Genomic DNA, 22562 nt, shown 5'->3' on the forward strand with positions numbered 1-22562 from the left:
TCATAATCGGTCAATTCTCTGAACATGAATGCCGCAATGCGGCAGGATGGAGACTTTCATGGCAAACGAACAGGCATACTTTGCAAAGATCGCCGCAGATAACAAGGCGACCCGCCCCGGATTGGCCAAATGCCCGCCAATCGATTTCCAATCCGTTGATTTCAAGCCTTCAGACGAAATTGCGCCCGCAGTGATTCAAAAATCCTACGAAGAGCTGAAAAAGGACTATTGGGACGAAATCAAAACGCTGCGGGCGTACTATTCCCCTTTTCTGCGTGATCTGGTTCCGAAAGCGCGCAAAACACGCAAAACACAAGTTCTGTCCGAATTCGATTTCCGCTTTGAAACCCCGGAGGACAACCGGAATTTCGAAAACGCCCAAAAAGGCCGCGGCGAATGGGAACACGTCAAGCTGCCGCATTATCACGGGCCGGTGGGTCGGTGGACGGCTTTTTACCGCTCCGAATTCAAGTATTTTGCCTCTGCGGACAAGCGGGTCTGGCTGAACTTTTTGGGCGCGGATTACATCGCCAATGTCTATTTGAACGGACGATATGTCGGCAGCCACGAAGGGATGTTCGCGCCGTTCAAATTCGAGGTCACAAAGCTTTTAAGACGCGGAAAAAACGTGCTGCTGGTTGAATTGAAAAACGATCTGCCGACCACAGGCATCGAAGGCGACCGCATTGACGGCGACAAGATCTATGCGGCGACCGGCCTCGGCTGGGATGACCCGCAGACCGGTTGGCACCACTGCCCACCCGGCGGCGGCATTTACAATAAGGTCTTTTTGGAAGAGACGCCGGATTATTTCATCAACGACGTCTTCATGCGCCCGGATATCGATTGCGGTACCGCACAGGCGTGGGTGCAGGTGTTTAATGCGACCGACGAGAACTATTCCGACCGCGGCAAATCCGGCGGTTTTACCCTCGGCGTGAAGATTTACGCCCGCAATTTCAGCGGAACAGCGAAAAAAGAAGTTTTATTCGAGAATATTCCCTACACCGGTCCGGGTGCGAATGACTACCGCTACGAAGTTCCGATGGGCAAGTTCAAGACCTGGGAACTCGATAGGCCGTATCTGTATACCGCGCGCATTTCCCTGTATTCATGCGACGGCGAACTGCTCGACCAATACGACAAACCGTTCGGAATGCGCAAATTTTCTATGGAAACGGATTGTGAAGGCGATAAAGGCGAACTGTTTTTCAACAATAAAAAGATCCGGCTGCGCGGTGCAAATGACATGGGCCATATGCAGTTAGCTGTCTGCGACGAGGACTGGGAACTGCTGATCACCGACATTTTAATCGCTAAAGTCGCCAATATGAACTATTACCGATTCACACAGCGGCCCGTGCAGGACGAAATTTACCTCTACTGCGATATGCTGGGTATGCTCAACCAGACCGACCTGCCGCTGTTCGGCACCTTCCGGCGCGGTCAGTTTTACGAGGGCATCCGCCAAACTGGCGAGATGGAGCGATTGGTGCGTTCGCACCCGTCCTGCATCATGGTGACTTATATCAACGAGCCGTTCCCGATTGAGCGCGACGGCAAATGTCACCGACACCTCGGTCGTCCCGAATTGGAGCGTTGGTTTGAGTGCTGCGACCGAGCAATCAAACAGGAGAATCCCGACCGTGTCATCAAGCGTGTCGAGGGCGATTACGACCCGCCCACGAACGAAGGACTTTCCGATTTCCACTGCTATAACATGTGGTATACCAATCATGCGCTGCCGATCGGACGGATCTATAAAAACTGGCTGCCTGCAGTGCGCATCGGTTGGAAAACCGGCTGCGGCGAATACGGCACCGAGGGGCTGGATAACTACGACGTGATGACCTCGCGTTACCCGAAAGAATGGCTGCCCAAACCCGGTGAGCAATGGCTGCCCGACAAGATCGTCTTCGCTCAGAGCAATACGATGCACGGCGATTGGTACGAGGAACAGGAAGGCATTCTGAATTGGATTTCCGAGAGCCAGCGGCATCAGGCATTCGCGGCCAAACTCATGACCGACGCGTTCCGCCGCCGCAGCGATAAAATCGTCTCCACCGCCCTGCATCTGCTGATCGACGCATGGCCCGCCGGCTGGATGAAAGTTTTGGTCGGCGTCGATCGTCAGCCCAAACCCGGCTTTTTCGAATTCAAGAATTCCCTCGTTCCGCTGCGTTTGAATCTGCGCAGCGACCGCTGGACGGCTTACGGCGGCGAGACGATTCCGTTGGAGTGTTGGTTATTGAATGACACGCAGGAAGATCATATGAACCTGCGCATGGTCGTCACGATGCGAAACGGCGATCAAGCAATCGGCAGTTGGGAACTGACCTCCGACATCGAGGCCGTCAGTCCGAAATGTGCCGGAATTGTCAAGGCAATGCTGCCGAATGTCACCGCTAAAATCGATATCCATTTCGATGCGGCGCTTTATGACGGCGAAAAACCGATTCACAATGAGCGTTTTACGGTTCGGACTTATCCGAAACAGGAAGCTCACGGCAAGGCGGTCTGTATCGGTCAAAATGCCTTGACGGTTGCAAAATCACTCGGGTTTGAAACCGAAGCGGCTTCTTATCTGCCCGACCATGGCGAAACCGTCTTGATCTCCGACAATAAGTGCGACCTCTCGAGAACCGAAAAATTAGCGAAAAGCGGATGTAAAATCGTGATCCTGCCGCCCGACAGCGGCACTGCGGGATATCAACTCGGTAAAAAATCCGTCGGTTACGACTACATCTACGGCGTTTATGACGCGATTGACGGCGCGATGCCGTTCGACCACGAAGATGGTGTGGCGTTCGTGGCCCGTGATCCCGAGAACCCGCTGACTGCCGAATTCGGTCCGCAGGATTTCGCCTATCTCTATAACAGCAAAAAGGATTTTATCGACACCGCAGCGGTCAATTACATCAAAACCGATGGGTTTGTTATAAAACCAATCGTTTTCACCTACGCGAAAGCAGGATTCTTCGAAAAGACCGCCGGGCACAAGAAAAAACTGCCCGTCGCCGCTGAACTCGCAGACAATCTTTTCGCCGTCTCTATGAGCATCGACGGACGCACCGGTTATAACCCAGTACTCGACAAACTCATTATCAATCTTTGTAAATGAAAAGGAAATTCGGAAAATGAAAGTTTTAGTCACCTGTTTTGACCCTTTCGGCGGCGAGACCGTCAATTCCGCACAAAAGGCCATTGACCTTTTGCCGTCACGTGTACACTTCACGCGCATTATCACCGCACAGATTCCCACCAAATACGATGCCTCGGTTGATGAAATCAAACGCCTGCTGACAATTCACAATCCCGACGCACTGCTGATGGTCGGTCAGGCCGCCGGACGCACGCAGCCGGAACTCGAGCGCATCGGCATCAACTGGGACAGCGCTTCAACCGCCGACAACAGCGGCGAAACCCGTTTGAATCAAAAAATCTGCGAAGACGGACCGGACGGACTGTTTTCTACAATGCCGATTGAAAAAATGGTCTCGGCCTGCCGCGAAAACGGCTTCCCCTGTAATATCTCTTACTCCGCCGGAACATTTGTCTGTAATCATGTTTTATACAGCATGCTCAATTATGCATCGGACAACCAACTGCCCATGAAAATCGGATTTTTACATCTTCCCGCAACCATGGAACAGGCACTGGCGAAAAAATATCCCTTCATGGAATCGCGTACTGCAGCCGCCGTCATAAAGGTACTGATTTCAGCTATTGACGAGTAAGCTATAATAACATCGGGAGGGATGACCATGACGTGTGATCTCGTAACGCTTGAGATGGTAAAAAAGGCTGCGAAACGGATGTCCGGCCTGATCCATCACACCGACATTATCAGCGCACCTGCCGGATTTTTCGGCGGGCAGTCGGACTTTTATCTGAAGATCGAAAATCTGCAAAAGACCGGTTCATTTAAAGTACGCGGCGCGCTTAATAAAATGAAGACCCTCACCAAAGAGGAATTGGCACGCGGAGTCGTATGCGCTTCCGCCGGCAACCACGCGCAGGGTGTGGCGCTCTCGGCACAGATGCTCGGGGCAAAATGCATTGTCGTCATGCCCGAAGGCGCACCGATTTATAAAATCCAAGCGACGCGTTCTTACGGTGCGGAGGTTATACTGTATGGCCCGACCTTCGACGAATGCAATGCCTATGCCATTAAACTTGCAGAAGAAAAAAAGGCCGTTTTTATCGCACCGTTCGACGATCCCGAGGTCATCGCCGGTCAGGGCACAATCGGGCTTGAGATCATGCACGATATGCCCGATTGCGATGCCATTCTGGTACCGATCGGCGGCGGCGGTTTGATCTCCGGTGTTGCCGCAGCGGCTAAGGCCATCAACCCCAAAGTTAAAATCATCGGCGTCGAACCCGAAAACGCCGCCTGCATGCGGCAGGCGATGCATGCGGGTGCGATTTGCCCGCTGACCTCGGCTATTACAATTGCCGACGGTGTGGCGGTCAAGACCCCCGGGAAGCTCACTTTTACTATTTGCTCACAACTGCTCGACGACATTATCACCGTCAGCGAAGCCGAGATTTACAACACCATCCTGATCATGGCGGAACGCATGAAAATGGTGGCCGAGGGTGCGGGCGCCGTGGCTCCGGCAGCGGTCGCTTTCAATAAATACCGCACATCCGGCAAAACGGTCGCCATTGTCTCGGGCGGCAATATCGATATGAATATGCTCGACCGGATCATGGAAAAAGGCTTGATCAGCTCGGGACGCCGGTTCCTGTTCAAGACCATCGTCGCCGACAAACCCGGACAGCTCCGTGCGCTGCTCAACCTCATCTCCGACGCGCAGGCAAACGTCATGTCCATCGGCCACGACCGGCTCTCCAACCGCACGCGTCTGGGCGAAGTCGTCGTCACGCTAGAACTCGAGACCCGCGACCACGAGCATATCATCGCGATACAGAATCAACTGCTCGCCAACGGATATCACATCATGCTGGATTAAAATCATGGAAAAAATCGCAGAACAACTCGTTACCCTGCTCAAAGAAAAGGGCTTGAAAATCTCCGCTGCGGAATCATGCACCGGCGGATTATTCTGCAAACTCCTGACCGACGTGCCGGGCTGTTCCGCAGTGCTTGATCTTTCTGCGGTGACTTATGCAAACGCTGCGAAAACGGCATTACTCGACGTGCCCAAAGAGATTCTTGAAACCGAAGGCGCGGTCAGCGCCGATTGCGCGACCGAAATGGTACGCGGGATTCTGCGGCTCTCGGGTGCGGACATCGGCGTCGCAATCACGGGAATTGCCGGCCCGGGCGGCGGCAGTGCCGAAAAACCGGTCGGAACGGTCTTTATCGCAGCCGGAACATCGGGTCGGATTTGGGTGAAAAAATTCAATTTTGACAGCAAAAACGCCCGCGAACAAATCCGCATATCGGCGGCAAACGCCGCGCTCGAAATGGCGGTAAAATTGATAAATTCTCTTTGACAAACCGATACGATTATGATATAATTTTCTCATATTCGGCATGAAGCCGAAAACCGGTGTAAAACCGGCGGGCTGAAGCCCTTTTACGATCGCAAAATAGATCGATACCATGAAGGTGTCGTTTTTCCCGAACGGAAAACTCCGCGGAAAAACGCCCTTTTTCTTTTTGCCCTATTACATACGGAAAGGAAAATATTTATGAACAAACATCTGAGAAAACTGGTCTATTCGGCAATGTTTCTGGCGCTTGCGTTTGTGCTGCCGTTTCTGACCGCCAATAACCCGCAGCTTGGCAATATGTTGAGCTTAATGCACCTGCCGGTGCTGCTGTGCGGTTTCGTCTGCGGCTGGCCCTGGGGTTTACTGGTCGGATTTATCGCACCGTTGCTGCGCTCTTTCACCCTCGGTGCGCCGCCGTTGATGCCGACTGCCGTGGCGATGGCCTTTGAGTTGGCGACCTACGGTCTGATCTCGGGTTTGCTTTACAAACTGCTGCCTAAAAAACTCGGGTTTTATTATGTCGATCTGATCACCGCAATGATTGTCGGCCGCTTGATTTGGGGCACCGCGCGTTATGTCATCGGCGGCATTCAGAACACCGAATTCGGGCTTGCCGCGTTTTGGGCGGGCGCCGTCGCCAATGCGATCCCCGGCATCGCCGTGCAGATCGTATTGATTCCGCCGCTGATTATGGTATTTCAAAAGAACAAACTGATGCTCAACGAATAGCGCTGTTTTTCAGCCCTTTCATTATCACCCGGCAAAAGGCCGCTGCGAAAAGCAGCGGCCTTTTGCCTTATCACGAATGATTCGTTTCAGTCAGATACAAGAATATCGTCAAAAATCACAGGGACTGCCACTTGAAACGCTTTCAGCATCGGTATGGTCAGTTCGCGCATCTGCGGATGGGCTTTCGGCGAAGTGCGCAATACGAAAAAGTGCCGCCATTCGCGCAGATTCATCGTCATCACGAGTTCGGTTTTTAAACTGTTGGGCAAAACCGTTCTGGCCTCGTCGGGCGTCGCACCCGTTCCGATTAACTGAATATAGGCGTTTTCGATGCGCGCCATCGTCTGTTCCCAAAGTGCGTATTTCTGCGGGTCTTCGTTCCAGAAGAAAGGTCGAATAAAAGTCAGTTCGCCGCCGAATTTCTCTTTGTTGTAATTGCAGTAGCGCGTGCTCTCCTGACTGTAGCTGGCCAGACGGTGGCGGACGATCTCATGGCTGATGCCGCGGTCGCAGGTGATTTTGACCGTGATCTTTTCATGTTCGATCACCGATTCGTGGCCGTTTTTGATGAGAATTCCCACAAACTTCGCGGCAGAATCGGCTGTGATTTTATCTTCGCTCTTATAACAGACCCGCCCGATATATTCGAGGTTATGCAAAATTTGCTCCCCGTCGGGCTTTTGAACAAATTCGAAACCCGGTGCGATAACTTTCATGACGCTGATCCTTTCAGATAAATAAAAATTCTTCTTGAGTTTTTATACTCCGTATTTTAATTTTACGCGTTCAAGTTTCTCTCCGAACGGCTTGGCTATCAAAAACAGAAAAACCACGTTGGACACCGAATACATAATTGTATAAGGCAATGCCGTGACGAGCGCAGATAAATAGAGCGCCCAGTCGAGTGATTCATTATACCACAGCACCGTCCAAATATCCATGACAAACGAGAATAGTACGCCCGAGAGAAATCCGCAGACAAGCAGCAGAACACGGCTCTTTTTCAGCGGATCGGCCAAAAATCCGGCGATTAATCCGATCAGACCCCACGCGAACATTTGAAACGGCGTCCAAGGGCCCTGCCCGAAATAGAAATTCGAGATCACTGCCGACAGTGAGCCGACCAGAAAACCGGCCTCTCCGCCCAAATACATCGCCGTGATGATCGTCAGCGCCGTGATCGGCTTGAACAGTGGGATGAACCTGCCGACAACCGACAGCGCCACCATGACCGCCACGATGATCAGCCGTCTTGTTCCGGTCTGCTTTTTTTCGAATCCCGCAATGAACAGCGCCACCGCCAAAACCGCCACAGCCAGCGAGATAAACGCATACCGCTTTTCATCGAAAACGAGAATCCCGGCAGCGATGACCGCGGGGATCAGGACAAACGGTACCGCGATTTTCAAAATCCGGCGAACTTGCGCATTTTTGATGGCGATCATGTTTTCCTCCCATTCTGTAAGCAGAGGGAAACCGCATCGTCCACCGTCACAACACCGTCGTAATAGCCGCGTGTCATGCGGTTCGCAGCCGTGGTATAAAAAGTGTTCTCGGCAAAAAATTTCGCGGGGGTGTCAATCGAAGTGATCTCACCCTGAAAAAACAAGGCGCAACGGTCGGCGCACTGCGCGGCGAATTCCACGTCGTGGGTCACGGCGACGATGGTCACGCCGGATGCCTGCAGTTTTTTCAGCACCTTGATGATGCCGTTTTTGGCGTAGGCGTCCAGCCCTTTGGTCGGTTCGTCGAGCAGCAGCAACTTCGGTTTTGTCGCCAGTACCTTTGCCAGCGCGACCAACTGCTGTTCGCCGCCGCTGAGGTCATAGGGATGTTGATTCATCAAAGGCGCCAAATCATATGGCAGTTCGATTTCGTCCCCGCCGACTTCCGCAAGTTCTTCTTTCACGGTATTGCGCAAAAACACCGTCTGCACATCCTGCGGCAGCAAAGCAAGGCAGTCACGGTACAGCGATTGATTTATATACTCTTTCAACTTTTTCCCAAACACTTTGACGTTTCCGGCGTAAAACCGGTTCAGACCGGCGGCCGCGCCGAGCGCGGTGGTCTTGCCCGAGCCGTTTCCGCCGAGAATGCAGAACAATTCCCCGCTGTAAACCGTGAAGTCGAGCCCGTGTAAAACGTCGGGCAGTTCGCGGGCATAGCGAAACCACACGTCCGAAAATTCGAGCGCGGGATCTTCTTTGTGCCCGTATTCCCCCTGCTCTTTCGCTTTGATTTTATGGTCAAAGTGTTCCTCGATCAAACGGCGTCCTTCGCGCACGGTCAGCGGACAGGGCGACACGACATCAAGCTGATGATAAAGACGCACCGCCGCGGGCATCGCTTCTAAAATCGCCGGATATGCGCGCATATTTTCCGCGACCTTCCGGGCTGTGCCGTAGTCGAGAATTTTCCCTTTTTCCAATACCAGCAGCTTATCGCAGACCGGAATTACGTCTTCCAGCCGATGCTCGACCAAAATAATCGTCAAGGATAGTTCGCGGTTGAGTTTTTGCAGGGTGCCGATAAAATCCGAGGCCGCAATCGGGTCGAGCTGCGCGGTCGGTTCGTCTAAAATTAAAACGTCCGGCTGCATCACCATGACCGCCGCGAGATTTAAAAGTTGTTTCTGGCCGCCCGACAGTTCGGAGACGTCTTGGCCGAACCAATCCTCGATGCCGAAATAACTCGACATCTCCGCCACTCTGCGGCGGATCATCTGCTGGGGCAACCCCATGTTCTCCAGCCCGAAAGCCAGTTCGTGCCAGACCTTATCGGTCACGAGCTGCTGTTCCGGACGCTGCATCACAAATCCGATTTTACAGGCCGCGGTCTTTTCGTCCAAGTCCTCAAGCGGCGTTCCGTAATATTCGACTGTGCCGGATTTTTCACCGAGCGGCGTCAGTTCCCGTTTGAGCATGCGCAGCAGCGTCGTTTTGCCGCTGCCGGTCGCGCCGCAGATCACCGTAAAATCGCCCTTTTCGACCGAAAATGACAGGTTCTCGAGCGCTTTCTTTTCGCTGTGCGAATCCGCTTTGAGCGGATAGGAAAAGCTCAGGTTTTTGACAGCAAGTATTTCCATTTGATGCTCTCCTCCGCTTCCATAATCGCAGGCATAAAAGCCAGCAGCCCGTATGCGGCATACGCCGCTGCCGAAACCGCCGTCACGGGTGCCATGGCTATCTCGGGATAATAAGTGAAATCAACGACGCCGAAACCGATTCCCACGGCAGTCGCCGCCAGTAATCCGAGAGAAATCAATGTCAGCGTCAAATCGCTTTTTCGAAACCGATACAAGGAGAAAAATGTGCGCCGCCCGATGCCGTAACCGCGTGCGGTCATACTGTCGGCGGTGATGATCCCGTTTTCGAGCGCCCAGGTCACCATGACCGAAAACACACGCGTGCCACCACGCATCCGATCGATGATATTGTCCTCTTTATAAAGCCCGAGCGCTTTCTGCGCCTGATCGACCTTTTTCGCCTGTTTTCCGAACAAAGGGATATACCGCAGCGTCATCGAGAGAATCAGGGACAGTTTCGGCGAAGCCGACCCGAACAGATATAATAATTTATCGCCGGTCATGATTTGCGAAAAAGATCGAAACCAATACAACACCGATACGATCATCGCAGACGAGGCGATTCCGTAAAGCAACGCTTCGAGTGTCACAGGGTTGTCGTTCATCACAAACAACACCGTCACGCCGTTATGGTAAAACAACGGATTGATCAACGCCATCAGGAGAAACAAAACGAAAAAGAATAAGTGGGAACGCAGCCCCTTGCGGCCGTTTCGGGCGATAAAGAATAAAACCGACCCGACAAGCGAAAATGCGAGGATCACCGGGTCCGTCGTGAACATCGCCATGCCCGCAGCGGCAAGAAAATAGATAAAAACCGCAATGGGGTTGTAATCCGCAAAATTTTTCATGCCGTTTTCTCCTTTCAGCCGAGATCGTTGCCCAGTTCGCACGAATACAGCCATTCTATCACATCGCCGTCGGACAGCACAAATTCGCCGCAGCCGACTGAAGGCACATCACCGTTTACGCGAAATACCCACCCCGAAAGATCGCCGAACTGAAATTCATACAAATAATTGATGCCTGCGATATAGACCAAATCGCTCGTTCCGCTGTTTTCGATTTGAATATCGTATTTTCGCGCCGCTTCGACCAAAATATCATAGACCGTGTCGCCGTCCGCGATATCAAATGCAGCGGTATTCAAAATCACGCCGTCCGCCGGGATATATTCCGAGTCGGATTTGCCGATAATCGTGTCACAGCGGATGATCAATGTGACCGTACCGATGATTTCACCTTTTTGTACGGTTTCGCCGTTATAATAATCGCTCGCTTTGCTGAAATCGGTCAGCTGAATAAACGCGATCACGGCAGCAGCGGCCAGAATGACCGCCAAAAAATTTTTAAAATGGGTCTTTTTTGTTATGATCAATACCACGCATACGGCCAACGCGATTCCTGCCGCAGAAATGCTGACCCAGAACTGATAACCGCGTGTTTGAGCAGCCGTCTCCTGCCCGTTGCCATTTGATACAGCCGGTGTGTCAAAGATAAAAAACGACCCTAGATTCGCTTGCTGACGCTGATAGGCATACAGTGCAATGAAAATCTGCGCGGTGGCGATGCGGTTGTAATCTCCGCCCGCAATATGTGAAAAGCTGCCGTCGGAGAGAAGATATTTTGCCATGCCGTCAAATAATGTGTTTTCGTTTTTGATAAATCGGCTGTCCGACATGCAATTGATTCCGAGCGACGACAGCGCAATCGCGACCTGCGCGGCACTCTCGGGATTTTCGACTCCGTAACTCGAATAATCGCCGCCGTCCAACTGAATTTCCGACAAAAACGTTATCGCTTCGTCCACGGCGGTTTTAACGGTTTCATTTGTCTGATAATAAGGCGCGAGCGCCTGTATCGCCATTGCGGTGACATCGACGTCCGAGACGGTTCCGGTCAGCGCCCATCCGCCGTCGGTAAGCCGCAGCGATAAGATCTCTCCGATGACCGCATCCGTGGTATAAGATGAATTAATACAGCCGTTATTGAGCAGGTGAAGCCCGAAAATGAAGCTCATAATTCCCTGCTGCCCGATCGATTCCTCTGCTATGGCGGTCACATACGGATCATCGGCACAGCCCGCGGCGATCAATGCCAGTGCGTATTTTTGGCGGGAAACCGCACCTGAAATCTCGTTTTCATCTAAATAAATTATCAGCGCATTTGTATATTCGGAAAAATCATAGGTCTCACCGCTTTGGCTCAGCGCCATGACATACCATTCGGAGGTCTGCCCGGCCCCTTCCGCCAATTCGGTATTGATCCATTCCTGAATTGATGCGGCATTTGAAACCGATTCGTTGTATGCGACAATGCCGTCGGCGAGGTTTAGCACCTCGTCAACGGTATTGTTCGCATCCTGTGCCGAAAGCGCTGCCACTCCGGAGAAACTTGCAAGAATCAGCAGGCAGCAGGCAAAAACGGCAAAAAACTTACTTTTCATTGACCTTTCCGGGAATAACGGTCACGGCGATTCCGGCCATGGCGATCAAAGCGATCACGGCAATCAGGATCGGATTGAAACCGGAACCGGTATCGGGCAATGTGGAATCGGTCTCAGCGGTAACGATCGCGATGCAGACCGGCGGTACCATCGTCATCGATGAAGAAGTCGCGCTGATCACATAGGTGCCTTCGGCTTCGATCTTGATTGTGGCTTTTCCGTTCGCATCCGTTGTATAAGAAGTGGCGGTGCCGCCGACTGTGATAACCGCGCCTTCAACCGGATTGACGACCGGATTCCAGTTTGCGTCATAACCGGCGGCTGAAAGTGTCAAAACGATCTCGGAACCGGCGGAAGCCGTAACGGTGGTGACGTCAAAGAATGTATAGGTATCGGAGAAATTGGCGGTATCGGTATAGATGAAAGCGGTCAGATAATCTCCGTCACTGACAACATCCGTCAAACCCATGGCAGCTGCGTCGTTCAGATAATAACCGAAACCGCTGCCGTTTCCGGTCCCCCAGAGTGTGGTGATGGACAAGCCGTAATCACCGGTCGCCGTGGCATAGCCGGCGCTTGCGCCGCCTGTAAACTTTTGTTCATGCGCCGCATACAACGCGTCATTAATGGTCAGCGAGCCGTCCGCATCGATATCGGTGACGGTGATGGCTTCCTGCGCCAGCACGACCGTGCCGGTTTTATCGACGATAGTGACATAGACCTTTGCCGATGCATCCGCCGCAAATGCCGTGAGTCCGAACACGGACAGCATCATGGCAATGGTCAGGATCACGACGATTGTTTTTCTGAATTTCATAGTTTTTCGCTCCTTGATCTTTATATATGATATTGCGCTTTGCGCAGATATCCGTTGAAAATCGGGGCAAATAAAAATCGCGCTTCCATTATCTGACCCGATAACGAAAAGCGCAACTGCTCTAATAATTTCGAAAGAGTGCAAAACCGATCCTATCCCTTTCGGAATCTTTAAAACGGCTGCACTTTTCAAACCCAAAAATGTTCCGGAAAAATTCCGGTTACCACGCATGCACGGCAAGTATTCCGACTGAAGGGTTTCCCCTATCACGGTAATGGCGGTTGCGACGGATTTTCACCGAACTTCCCTCTGATCCAAACAGTTTATGCTGTCCGGAACCGTGCTGCGAATCATATTCAATTTAATGGCCGATCAATCGGCACAGGCGTATGGTATCACAGTCGTTTTTAAAAGTCAACCTCTTGAAAAAACATCGGAAAATCTTTATAAAATTATTGAAATTTGACAAATACTTTCATCGGGACATGATCGGTTTTTGCATTTTACCGATCTTTTTCAAAGGGGTAAATTCCGGTTGCAAAATTTTTCGGGGTATGATAGAATATTCATGTGGGTGTGATTTTTTTGCACCTCAATTCATTTTCGGAGGTGGTCGTTTGCGCAAGGTTGCGATTGTCATGGGCAGCGACTCCGATCTGCCCGTCGTCCAAAAAGCTGCGGACTGTCTGGCAAGGTTCGGCGTACCCTGTGAAATGAGGGTCTTATCGGCGCACAGGACGCCGATTGAAGTCACACAATATGTCTCTTCAGCGGCCGACAACGGCATCGGTGTCTTTATTGCAGCCGCCGGAAAAGCCGCTCATCTTGCGGGAGCGATTGCAGCGCAGACCGTTCTGCCCGTTATCGGCATCCCGATCAAATCCTCCACACTCGACGGACTCGATGCCCTGCTCTCCACGGTACAGATGCCTTCCGGTGTACCCGTCGCCACCGTCGCGATCGACGGCGCCGAAAATGCCGCACTGCTGGCGATACAGATTCTCGCCGTATCGGATACACAACTGTCTCAAAAACTGGCCGATTATAAAATTGAAATGCGTAAATCCGTCCTTTCAAAGGACGCTTCTATAAACCAAAAATAGCTCTGTCTTTCAGGGCTATTTACTTTTTCGTCAGAGGAGAACTTTCATGTTCGGTGACATCCACGAGGAATGCGGCGTATTCGGCATTTGCTCGACCGAGACCTTCCATGCCTCGGCAGCGGCTTATTATGCGCTCTATGCCCTGCAGCACCGCGGCCAAGAGGCCTGCGGCATCGCTGTCAACGACGACGGCATCGTCATTTCGCATGCGGACATGGGCTTGGTCAACGAGGTTTTCACCAAAGACATTCTCAGACAGCTTGACGGCGGTCAGATGGCCATCGGCCACGTCCGCTATTCGATGAACGGTTCCGCCAACCGCAGCAATCTTCAGCCGCTGGTCGTCCGGCACGTCAAAGGTCCGATGGCCATCGCCCACAACGGCAACATTATCAACGCCGCCGAGTTGCGTGAAAAGTTCGAGCGCGAAGGCGCGATCTTCCGTTCTTCTTCCGACACCGAGGTCATCGCTTACGTCATCACGAAAAACCGGCTCTGTTCTCCGAGTATCGAGGCGGCAATCGAAAAATCGATGGATGAGTTGGAAGGCGCCTATTCGATGGTCGTCATGTCCGCGAGAAAGCTGATCGCCGTGCGCGATCCCCATGGTTTCCGGCCGTTATCGCTCGGTAAAACGCCGGACGGCAGCATCGTTTTCGCCTCCGAATCCTGCGCGTTCGAGACCCTCGGCGCAAAATTCATTCGCGATATCGCCCCGGGTGAAATCACCGTGGTCGAAGACGGCAACCTGCGTTCCATCACCTCGCACTGCGGTCAAAAACCGGCCCTGTGCGTATTCGAATATATCTACTTCGCCCGTCCCGACTCGGTCGTCGAGGGCACCAATGTCCACATGGCGCGTCAGCGTGCGGGACAACTTTTGGCCGAAGAACACCCGGTCGAAGCCGATGTGGTGATCGGCGTACCCGATTCGGGCATCGACGCAGCCATCGGTTATGCCAAAGAATCGGGCATCCCATACGGCGTCGGATTTGTCAAAAACCGCTACATCGGGCGCTCGTTTATCCAGCCGACACAGGCGATGCGCGAAACGTCCGTACACATCAAATTAAACCCGGTCGCAACGACCGTCGAGGGCAAACGCGTCATTATGGTGGACGATTCCATCGTGCGCGGCACTACCAGCGCCCGGATCGTCAAAATGCTGCGTGAGGCCGGTGCGAAAGAAGTCCATATGCGGGTCTCGTGCCCGCCGTTCATCAGCCCCTGCTTTTTCGGCACCGATATCGACGGAAAAGACAAGCTGATTGCCTGCCGGATGAGTATTGACGAAATCGCAAAAACCATCGGCGTCGATTCGCTCGGATATTTATCGGTTGAACACATCCACCAGCTTGCAAAGGAATCCTGCAGCGGCTGCTGCACCGGTTGTTTCACCGGAAAATACCCGGTGAAAGTCCCCGACGAGATCAAGCCCGACAAGTTCGAAACCAAATACAGCGAGAGCGAAAAAGCAAAAAAACGCGCAAAAGCGCGAAAATATGAATAAATAAGTGGGAGTGTGTGTATGAACGAGAGTTATAAAGCGTCCGGCGTCGATGTCGAGGCCGGTTACGAGGCCGTTCGTCTGATGCGGCAGCACGTTGCAAAAACCCTCACACCCGGTGTCGTAGGCGATATCGGCGGATTCGGCGGGCTGTTTGCGCCCGATCTCTCCGGCATGAAAGAGCCGATTCTCGTCAGCGGTACCGACGGCGTCGGAACGAAATTGAAAATTGCTTTTACGCTGAATAAGCATGACACGGTCGGCATCGACTGCGTGGCCATGTGCGTCAACGACGTGATTTGCTCCGGCGCAAAGCCGCTGTTTTTCCTCGACTATATCGCACTCGGCAAAAACGAACCCGAACGGGTCGCCTCCGTCGTCAAGGGCGTCTGCGACGGCTGTGTACAGGCCGGCTGTGCGCTGGTCGGCGGCGAGACCGCCGAAATGCCCGGTTTTTATCCGGCGGATGAATACGATCTGGCCGGTTTTTCGGTCGGCATCGTCGACAGGCAGAAGGTCATCGAGGGGCAAAAGCTGATTCAAAAAGGTGATGCGCTGATCGCATTCGCCTCCTCCGGCGTACATTCCAACGGCTTTTCGCTGGTGCGCAAAATCTTTAAAATCACACCCGAAGTCCTCTCTCAGCAAGTGGGAGAACTGGATGGAACACTCGGCGAAGCTCTGTTGACACCGACGAAAATCTATGTCAAACCGCTGCTCGCACTCGCGGAAAATTTCCCTCTGCACGGCGTTTCGCATATCACCGGCGGCGGATTTTACGAAAATATTCCGCGCATGCTGCCTAAGACACTTGATGCAGTCATTGAAAAAGATAAGGTCCGCGTACTGCCGATCTTCAAACTGATTCAACAGATGGGCAAGATCCCCGAATATGACATGTTTAACACCTTTAACATGGGCGTGGGCATGCTGATCGCACTTCCGTCCGAATATGCCGATGAGGCCGTTGCGCTTGCAAAATCCATGGGACAGGATGCCTATGTGGTCGGTGAAGTCAAAGACGGCGCGGGCGAGGTCAAGCCGGTATGAAGAAGATCGCGGTCTTCGCCTCGCACAACGGCTCCGACCTACAGGCAGTCATCGACGGCTGCGGGAACGGAAAAATCGATGCTGCTGTCTGCTGCGTGATCAGCAACAACGACGATGCCTATGCGCTGCAGCGGGCAAAAGATGCGGGGATCGACGCGTTTTGCATCAACACATCGCTTTACCCGGATGCGGATGAACTCGACCGCGTCACGCTTGAAATTTTAAAAAACCACGGAACCGATTTGATTTTACTGGCCGGTTATCTAAAAAAAATCGGAGAACCGGTTTTAAAGGCATATGAAAACCGCATTTTCAACATCCATCCGGCGCTGCTGCCAAAATACGGCGGCAAGGGCATGTACGGTATCAATGTGCATAAAGCTGTGATCGAAGCCAACGAGAAATTCAGCGGCGTGACCATTCACCGGGTAAACGCCGAATATGACAGCGGCGACATCGTAGCACAAGCGACGGTTCCGGTACTGCCCAGCGACACGCCCGAAACACTGGCCGCGCGGGTTTTGGAACGCGAACACACTTTTTTGGTGGAGACCCTTTCGAAAATCGTATTGGAGGTAATTTGAACACATGAAGACGATCGAACAGGCACTTTCGAAAAACACTTATCCGGGCCGCGGTATTCTGCTCGGCATGAATAAAGACGGCGAAAAAGTCATGGCCTATTTTATCATGGGTCGCAGCGAAAACAGCCGCAACCGCGTTTTCGTCGAAACCGAAGGCGGCGGATTGAAAACCGAGGCGTTCGACCCGTCCAAAGTCACCGATCCGTCTTTGATCATCTACCACCCGGTTCGGCGTTTTAACGGCATGACCATCGTGACCAACGGCGACCAGACCGATACCATTTTTGCGGCATTACGGCTCGGCGGTAGCTTTGAGAGCGCGCTGCGTACCCGCCGTTTCGAGCCGGACGAGCCGAATTTTACACCGCGTATCTCGGGTATTTACGCCGATGCGGAATACAAACTCTCGATTTTAAAGAGCGCGCCGCAAAACCCCACCGCCGTTTATCGCCAATTTTTCGAATATACCCCCATCCCGGGCGTCGGTCATTTGATTCACACCTACGATTGCGACGGAAATCCCCTGCCCTCATTTACCGGCGAATCGACCGAGATTGCGGTCGAGGGTGATATCGACGCTTTCACCGAAACGCTCTGGAACACGTTGAATGAAGCCAATAAAATTTCGCTGTTTGTGCGGTTTGAAAATCCGCTGAGCGGCGATACGGAGACCCGTGTGGTCAACAAAAACGGAGGAAAATAAAATGGCAAAAGAACTGCTTTTAAAATACGGCTGCAACCCCAATCAGGTGCCCGCGAAAATCTTTATGGAAGACGGCGAACTGCCGCTTGAAGTGCTGAACGGCAGACCCGGCTATATCAACTTTCTCGACGCGCTGAACGGCTGGCAGCTGGTCAGCGAACTCAAAGCCGCCACGGGACTACCCGCCGCGACCTCGTTCAAGCACGTCAGCCCCGCGGGCGCGGCGGTTGCCTGCGAACTGGATGAAAAGGTCAAAAAGGCCTGTTTCGTCGACGGGATGGAACTCTCTCCGCTGGCCTCGGCATATGCCAGAGCGCGCGGCGCCGACCGCATGTCATCCTTCGGCGATTTTATTGCGTTGTCCGACATCTGCGACGAACAAACCGCCGCCATCGTCGCACTCGAGGTCTCGGACGGCATTATCGCTCCGGGTTATACCCCGAAAGCGCTGGAAATTTTAAAAACGAAGCGCAAAGGCGGCTATAATATCATTCAAATCGATCCCACTTATGTTCCCGCACCGGTCGAACACAAACAGGTATTCGGCATCACTTTCGAACAGGGCCGAAACAATGTCAAGCTGGATGGAAGCGTCCTTTCCGATATTGTCACGAAGAACAAAAATCTGCCCGGCAGCGCCAAACGCGATTTACTGGTTGCGCTGATCACGCTCAAATACACCCAATCCAACTCGGTCTGCTTTGCCCGCGACGGGATGGCCATCGGCATCGGCGCAGGACAGCAATCCCGCATCCACTGCACCCGTCTGGCCGGTTCAAAAGCCGACAACTGGTGGCTGCGTCAGAGTGACCGCGTTCTCGGTTTGCAATTCCTCGACGAAGTGCGCCGACCCGACCGCAACAACGTGATCGACATCTACATCAGCGACGATTACATGGACGTGCTGGCCGACGGCGTATGGCAGACGATTTTCAAAGAAAAGCCGCCCGTGTTCACCAAAGAAGAAAAACGGGCTCATCTCGATACGATCACCGGCGTTTCGCTGGGTTCGGACGCGTTCTTCCCGTTTGGGGACAACATCGAACGCGCGCATAAGAGCGGTGTTTCATACATCGCGCAGCCCGGCGGTTCCATCCGCGACGACAACGTGATCGAGACCTGCGACAAATACGGCATTGTGATGGCCTTTAACGGCATCCGACTGTTCCATCATTAACAATTTGAAAAATAAATTTTCAAATCTGAAGTTTGACCCAATTGCGTTTTAAAAACAAGATAAAGACAAGTCAAACTTCTCGCCTTCATAAAGGAGGAATATTACATGAAGATACTTGTCATCGGCTCCGGCGGCCGCGAACACGCCGTGATTAAAAAGCTAACCGAGTCCGCACACAAGCCCGTTCTGTTCTGCGCACCCGGGAATGCCGGAATCGCGCAGGATGCGACCTGTCTTGACATCGGCGTGATGGATTTCGACGGCATTGTCAAAGCGGCGAAAGAATACCAAATCGATCTCGTCGTTGTGACACCGGACGATCCGCTGTGCGCGGGTCTTACCGACCGTCTTGAAAGCGAAGGTATTGCGGCATTCGGACCGGATCAAAACGCCGCCCGTATCGAGGGCAGCAAGGTCTTTTCCAAGTATCTGATGAAGAAATACGGCATCCCGACCGCCGCTTACGAATCGTTTGACAATTATGAAGATGCGCTCTGCTATGTGAAAACGCAGAACAAATATCCGACCGTAATCAAGGCTGACGGGCTGGCGCTCGGCAAGGGCGTCATCATCGCGCAAAACGAACCGGAAGCCGACGACGCACTCAAAACCATGTTTTTGGACAAGGCTTTCGGCGCTTCGGGCGAAAAAATCGTCATCGAAGAGTTTTTAACCGGCGTCGAAATCAGCATGCTGACCTTCTGCGACGGTAAAACCATCCGCCCGATGGCGACCGCCAAAGACCATAAGAAGATTTTTGACCGCCACCAGGGCCCGAATACCGGCGGTATGGGTACGATCGCACCTCACCCGCTCTACACGCCGGAAGTGGCCAACATCATTGAGAAAAAAGTGCTCACACCCACATTGACCGCACTTATTTCTGAGGGAATCACCTTTAAAGGCGTGATCTTTTTCGGCTTGATTCTGACCGACGACGGCCCGAAAATGTTTGAATACAACGCCCGATTCGGCGACCCCGAGACCCAAGTCGTATTGCCGCTGCTCGATGGTGATCTGGTCGACATCATGCTCGCGGTGCGGGAGCAGCGTCTGGCTGAGGTGAATTTTTCAATCAAACCCGGCTGCGCGGCGTGCGTGGTGCTTGCAAGCGGCGGTTATCCGGGGCATTACGAAAAAGGTTATGAGATCACCGGATTGGATGATTGCGGCGCAACCGTTTATCACGCGGGAACCAAAAACAAGGACGGCAAAATCGTCACCAACGGCGGACGGGTACTCGGCTTGACCGCAACCGGAGACGATCTGCAAACCGCATTAAAACGCGCATACGAAGCCGCCGGAAAAATTAATTTCAAAGGCAAGTATTGCAGAAGCGACATCGGCGTATTATACTGATAACGATTGGGGGAATGAGATTTGGATTGGGCAATCATCGCGTTTCTCGGCATTGTGCTTTTCTTTGTCTTTGAACCCGTCTATCTTAAAATGTCCTTCTCTCCGGCAGAGAAAAGGCCTCTTTCACTGACATTCAAAGCGCTCGCCACCGGTATGGCATTGACTTTAGGTGTGATCGGATATATTCGTACCGCCGGTACATTCGGATTGCTGATGATGGTTGCGATGACCGTTTGCCTGATTGCCGATGTTTTGATCGGCGTCAATTTCGTACTCGGTGTGTTCGCATTTTTACTCGGCCATCTGTTCTTTATTCCGGCGTTTTTGCAGACCTATCAATTCCGGTGGCAGATCAGTTTACCGATCTTTCTCGCCGGGTTGCTGCTGGTCTGGATTTTGTTCCATAATTACTTTAAAAAAGCCGGAAAGGCACTCCCTTATTTGCTGGCTTATTCGGTTATTTTAAATGCCATGCTGGCGCTTGGCGTTCCCGCTTTTTTGTCGTTTGACAGACGCGGGATTTTGCTTGCCTGCGGCGCGGTTTTCTTTGTAATTTCCGACCTTTTGCTTGCAAGAATTGTCTATGTCAAAAAAACGCGGCTCAGCGACACCGTTTCACTGACCTTTTACTATGCGGCACAATTCCTATTTGGGCTTTCGGTGTTTATGCCCGCGATGAGCATTTAATATGACCTATTATAACCAACAATCGAAAACGTGTAAAAATCCTATAGGCGCTGTTGCGGACAGCACGAAGGTTGAATTTTCGCTGCCTTTGCCCTTTGAATACGGTGCAGTTGAAGTTCAATTTTGCCTGTTCGACGAGAACACCCGCGAAATCGGGCGTTTTGAGATGTTATGGCAGGACTGCGAAGACGGCATTGAAATCTGGGCATGCAGTCATGTTTTTAAAAAAACGGGATTATATTTCTATCGCTTTATGAGCGGCGATGCCGTGATTAAGCCGGACGGGCGCGATTATTGGCAGCAGACCGTCTATGACCAAAACATGAAAACGCCCGAGGGATTTGCCGGCGGTGTGATTTATCAGATTTTCCCCGACCGTTTCTTTCAGGCAAAAGAATTGAAAAACCCTTACCCCGACCGCCATATCGTGACCGACAAAGCCAAACTGCCCGAATACGCCAATCTCGAACGGAATTTCGCCGTTCAAAACAATGATTATTACGGCGGAGATTTGGCGGGCATTATTGCAAAATTAGACTATCTTGCTTCTCTTGGCGTGACGATACTCTATCTCAATCCCATTTTCGAGGCGCATTCCAACCACCGCTACAATACCGCCGACTATTTGAAAATCGACCCGATGTTGGGTGATGAGCAAGAGTTTATCGAATTGGCACAGCAGGCAAAAAAACGCGGCATTAAAATTATTTTGGACGGCGTGTTTTCGCATACCGGCTCCGACAGCCGGTATTTCGACGCAACCCGTTACGGCGAAAAAGGCGCGGCGAACGATCAGACATCACCCTATTTTTCGTGGTATTGCTTCCGGCACTGGCCGAATGATTACGACTGCTGGTGGAATGTGCGGTCTCTACCGAATACCGTAGAAGTCGACCCCGGTTTTTCCGAATTTATCACCGGTGAAAACGGCGTGATTCGAAAATGGCTCCGGCTGGGCGCATCCGGCTGGCGGCTCGATGTGGCGGACGAACTGCCCGAAGAATTTATCCGCAAAATCCATACGGCGTGTAAAGCCGAAAACCCCGAAGCCATCGTCATCGGCGAGGTCTGGGAAAACGCCTCGAATAAAATCAGTTACGGGCATCGGCGGCACTATCTGCTCGGCGGCGAACTCGACAGCGTGATGGATTACCCGATTGCGGACGCCGTAATCGCCTATATCCGCGACGGAAATTACAAACGGCTCTCGGGCATTTTGAACGATTTGCAAAACGACTACCCGCCGCAAACGCTTTCCCTGCTGATGAATCACCTCGGCACGCACGACACCGCCCGCCTGATCACACGCCTTGCGGGAGAACCGCAGGACGGCCACGACCGGGCTTGGCAGGCAAAGACCTTTCTGTCGCTTGACGAGTATACAAACGGCATCAAACAAGTGAAACTCGCCTCAGCGCTGAACTATATGCTGTTCGGCATTCCGACGATTTATTACGGCGACGAGATCGGCATGCAGGGTTACGGCGACCCGTTTAATCGCGGCTATTTCGACTGGGAACATCCGAATTCTGAACTGACGGCGCATTTTACCGCACTCGGAAAGCTGCGAAAAGATCACCCGATGCTTGCCGACGCCGCTTTAGAGATTGCCAAAGCTGATGAGCATGTTTTTGCATTTACCCGAAAAAAAAGCAATGAAATCATGCTTTGTGCAGTCAACCGCTCAAATAAAAACGTCCTGTTGAAAGCAGAAAAAGCTGATTTATTATACGGAAACGGTGTTTATGACAGCGGAGCTCTGGAAATTCCAGAACACAATTTCTTCATTGGTAAAATATCGTGTTGACAAATCTAAAATATTTGATATAATAAAAAACGATCTCTTTGC

The 22562-nt window shown here is 52.3% G+C and carries 20 protein-coding genes and 1 riboswitch; of the genes, 14 read left to right on the forward strand and 6 right to left on the reverse strand.

Annotated features, from left to right (window positions below):
* The first annotated feature begins 58 nt into the window (after positions 1–58).
* The 5 genes from PK629_08845 (at position 59) to PK629_08865 (ending at position 6195) form a co-directional block, all read left to right on the forward strand.
* Positions 59–3121 carry a glycoside hydrolase family 2 TIM barrel-domain containing protein gene (locus PK629_08845; protein ID HOP11582.1) on the forward strand — a complete coding sequence of 1021 codons (3063 nt, stop codon included), beginning with the start codon at positions 59–61 and terminating at the stop codon, positions 3119–3121.
* A gap of 16 nt (positions 3122–3137) precedes the next feature.
* A complete protein-coding gene (locus PK629_08850; protein HOP11583.1) occupies positions 3138–3737 on the forward strand; it encodes a pyroglutamyl-peptidase I in 600 nt (199 codons plus the stop codon).
* A gap of 27 nt (positions 3738–3764) precedes the next feature.
* On the forward strand, positions 3765–4979 hold the full coding sequence (gene ilvA, locus PK629_08855) for a threonine ammonia-lyase (protein ID HOP11584.1): 1215 nt from the start codon (positions 3765–3767) through the stop codon (positions 4977–4979).
* A 4-nt stretch (positions 4980–4983) separates the two neighbouring features.
* Entirely contained in the window at positions 4984–5466 is a 483-nt protein-coding gene (locus PK629_08860) for a CinA family protein (protein ID HOP11585.1), read from the forward strand.
* A 198-nt stretch (positions 5467–5664) separates the two neighbouring features.
* Positions 5665–6195, forward strand: a complete 531-nt coding sequence (locus PK629_08865; protein ID HOP11586.1) for an ECF transporter S component — start codon at positions 5665–5667, stop codon at positions 6193–6195.
* A gap of 86 nt (positions 6196–6281) precedes the next feature.
* On the opposite strand, the gene thyX is transcribed toward PK629_08865, so the two are convergent.
* From thyX to PK629_08895, 6 genes are read right to left on the reverse strand one after another with little or no spacing between them, the layout of a single operon-like run.
* A complete protein-coding gene (thyX, locus tag PK629_08870) occupies positions 6282–6911 on the reverse strand; it encodes an FAD-dependent thymidylate synthase (protein ID HOP11587.1) in 630 nt (209 codons plus the stop codon).
* Between the two features lie 42 nt (positions 6912–6953).
* Entirely contained in the window at positions 6954–7640 is a 687-nt protein-coding gene (locus PK629_08875; GenBank protein HOP11588.1) for an ECF transporter S component, read from the reverse strand.
* Positions 7637–9280, reverse strand: a complete 1644-nt coding sequence (locus tag PK629_08880; protein HOP11589.1) for an ATP-binding cassette domain-containing protein — start codon at positions 9278–9280, stop codon at positions 7637–7639. The genes PK629_08875 and PK629_08880 overlap by 4 nt, the downstream gene beginning before the upstream one ends.
* Positions 9253–10131 carry an energy-coupling factor transporter transmembrane component T gene (locus PK629_08885; GenBank protein ID HOP11590.1) on the reverse strand — a complete coding sequence of 293 codons (879 nt, stop codon included), beginning with the start codon at positions 10129–10131 and terminating at the stop codon, positions 9253–9255. The genes PK629_08880 and PK629_08885 overlap by 28 nt, the downstream gene beginning before the upstream one ends.
* 14 nt (positions 10132–10145) lie before the next feature.
* Positions 10146–11726, reverse strand: coding sequence for a DUF4430 domain-containing protein (locus tag PK629_08890; protein HOP11591.1), 1581 nt, complete (start codon positions 11724–11726; stop codon positions 10146–10148).
* Positions 11716–12543 (reverse strand): hypothetical protein, encoded by an 828-nt coding sequence (locus tag PK629_08895; protein ID HOP11592.1) that lies wholly within the window; start codon positions 12541–12543, stop codon positions 11716–11718. The genes PK629_08890 and PK629_08895 overlap by 11 nt, the downstream gene beginning before the upstream one ends.
* 217 nt (positions 12544–12760) lie before the next feature.
* Positions 12761–12901, reverse strand: a riboswitch (cobalamin riboswitch).
* Between the two features lie 259 nt (positions 12902–13160).
* Between PK629_08895 and purE the strand changes: the two genes are divergently transcribed.
* The 9 genes from purE (at position 13161) to PK629_08940 (ending at position 22520) form a co-directional block, all read left to right on the forward strand.
* Positions 13161–13646 carry a 5-(carboxyamino)imidazole ribonucleotide mutase gene (gene purE / locus PK629_08900; protein ID HOP11593.1) on the forward strand — a complete coding sequence of 162 codons (486 nt, stop codon included), beginning with the start codon at positions 13161–13163 and terminating at the stop codon, positions 13644–13646.
* Positions 13647–13692: 46 nt separating this feature from the next.
* Positions 13693–15156: an amidophosphoribosyltransferase gene (gene purF / locus PK629_08905; protein HOP11594.1), complete on the forward strand. Its 1464-nt coding sequence runs from the start codon at positions 13693–13695 to the stop codon at positions 15154–15156.
* Positions 15157–15174: 18 nt separating this feature from the next.
* Positions 15175–16203: a phosphoribosylformylglycinamidine cyclo-ligase gene (gene purM, locus PK629_08910; protein ID HOP11595.1), complete on the forward strand. Its 1029-nt coding sequence runs from the start codon at positions 15175–15177 to the stop codon at positions 16201–16203.
* On the forward strand, positions 16200–16787 hold the full coding sequence (gene purN / locus PK629_08915; GenBank protein HOP11596.1) for a phosphoribosylglycinamide formyltransferase: 588 nt from the start codon (positions 16200–16202) through the stop codon (positions 16785–16787). Before purM ends, purN begins: the two co-directional genes overlap by 4 nt.
* Positions 16788–16791: 4 nt before the next feature.
* Positions 16792–17490, forward strand: a complete 699-nt coding sequence (locus PK629_08920) for an IMP cyclohydrolase (GenBank protein HOP11597.1) — start codon at positions 16792–16794, stop codon at positions 17488–17490.
* Between the two features lies 1 nt (position 17491).
* Positions 17492–18667, forward strand: a complete 1176-nt coding sequence (locus PK629_08925) for a phosphoribosylaminoimidazolecarboxamide formyltransferase (protein ID HOP11598.1) — start codon at positions 17492–17494, stop codon at positions 18665–18667.
* Between the two features lie 105 nt (positions 18668–18772).
* A complete protein-coding gene (gene purD / locus PK629_08930; GenBank protein ID HOP11599.1) occupies positions 18773–20026 on the forward strand; it encodes a phosphoribosylamine--glycine ligase in 1254 nt (417 codons plus the stop codon).
* A 21-nt stretch (positions 20027–20047) separates the two neighbouring features.
* Positions 20048–20713, forward strand: coding sequence for a lysoplasmalogenase (locus PK629_08935; GenBank protein HOP11600.1), 666 nt, complete (start codon positions 20048–20050; stop codon positions 20711–20713).
* Position 20714: 1 nt separating this feature from the next.
* Positions 20715–22520: a glycoside hydrolase family 13 protein gene (locus PK629_08940; GenBank protein HOP11601.1), complete on the forward strand. Its 1806-nt coding sequence runs from the start codon at positions 20715–20717 to the stop codon at positions 22518–22520.
* The last annotated feature ends 42 nt before the right edge of the window (positions 22521–22562 follow it).

The sequence above is a fragment of the Oscillospiraceae bacterium genome (assembly GCA_035380125.1).
Lineage (GTDB): Bacteria > Bacillota > Clostridia > Oscillospirales > JAKOTC01 > DAOPZJ01.

Coding starts and splice junctions, on each gene's coding strand:
- PK629_08845 (HOP11582.1), top strand. CDS start 59: ATGGCAAACGAACAGGCATACTTTGCAAAGATCGCCGCAGATAACAAG.
- PK629_08850 (HOP11583.1), top strand. CDS start 3,138: ATGAAAGTTTTAGTCACCTGTTTTGACCCTTTCGGCGGCGAGACCGTC.
- ilvA (HOP11584.1), top strand. CDS start 3,765: ATGACGTGTGATCTCGTAACGCTTGAGATGGTAAAAAAGGCTGCGAAA.
- PK629_08860 (HOP11585.1), top strand. CDS start 4,984: ATGGAAAAAATCGCAGAACAACTCGTTACCCTGCTCAAAGAAAAGGGC.
- PK629_08865 (HOP11586.1), top strand. CDS start 5,665: ATGAACAAACATCTGAGAAAACTGGTCTATTCGGCAATGTTTCTGGCG.
- thyX (HOP11587.1), bottom strand. CDS start 6,911: ATGAAAGTTATCGCACCGGGTTTCGAATTTGTTCAAAAGCCCGACGGG.
- PK629_08875 (HOP11588.1), bottom strand. CDS start 7,640: ATGATCGCCATCAAAAATGCGCAAGTTCGCCGGATTTTGAAAATCGCG.
- PK629_08880 (HOP11589.1), bottom strand. CDS start 9,280: ATGGAAATACTTGCTGTCAAAAACCTGAGCTTTTCCTATCCGCTCAAA.
- PK629_08885 (HOP11590.1), bottom strand. CDS start 10,131: ATGAAAAATTTTGCGGATTACAACCCCATTGCGGTTTTTATCTATTTT.
- PK629_08890 (HOP11591.1), bottom strand. CDS start 11,726: ATGAAAAGTAAGTTTTTTGCCGTTTTTGCCTGCTGCCTGCTGATTCTT.
- PK629_08895 (HOP11592.1), bottom strand. CDS start 12,543: ATGAAATTCAGAAAAACAATCGTCGTGATCCTGACCATTGCCATGATG.
- purF (HOP11594.1), top strand. CDS start 13,693: ATGTTCGGTGACATCCACGAGGAATGCGGCGTATTCGGCATTTGCTCG.
- purM (HOP11595.1), top strand. CDS start 15,175: ATGAACGAGAGTTATAAAGCGTCCGGCGTCGATGTCGAGGCCGGTTAC.
- purN (HOP11596.1), top strand. CDS start 16,200: ATGAAGAAGATCGCGGTCTTCGCCTCGCACAACGGCTCCGACCTACAG.
- PK629_08920 (HOP11597.1), top strand. CDS start 16,792: ATGAAGACGATCGAACAGGCACTTTCGAAAAACACTTATCCGGGCCGC.
- PK629_08925 (HOP11598.1), top strand. CDS start 17,492: ATGGCAAAAGAACTGCTTTTAAAATACGGCTGCAACCCCAATCAGGTG.
- purD (HOP11599.1), top strand. CDS start 18,773: ATGAAGATACTTGTCATCGGCTCCGGCGGCCGCGAACACGCCGTGATT.
- PK629_08940 (HOP11601.1), top strand. CDS start 20,715: ATGACCTATTATAACCAACAATCGAAAACGTGTAAAAATCCTATAGGC.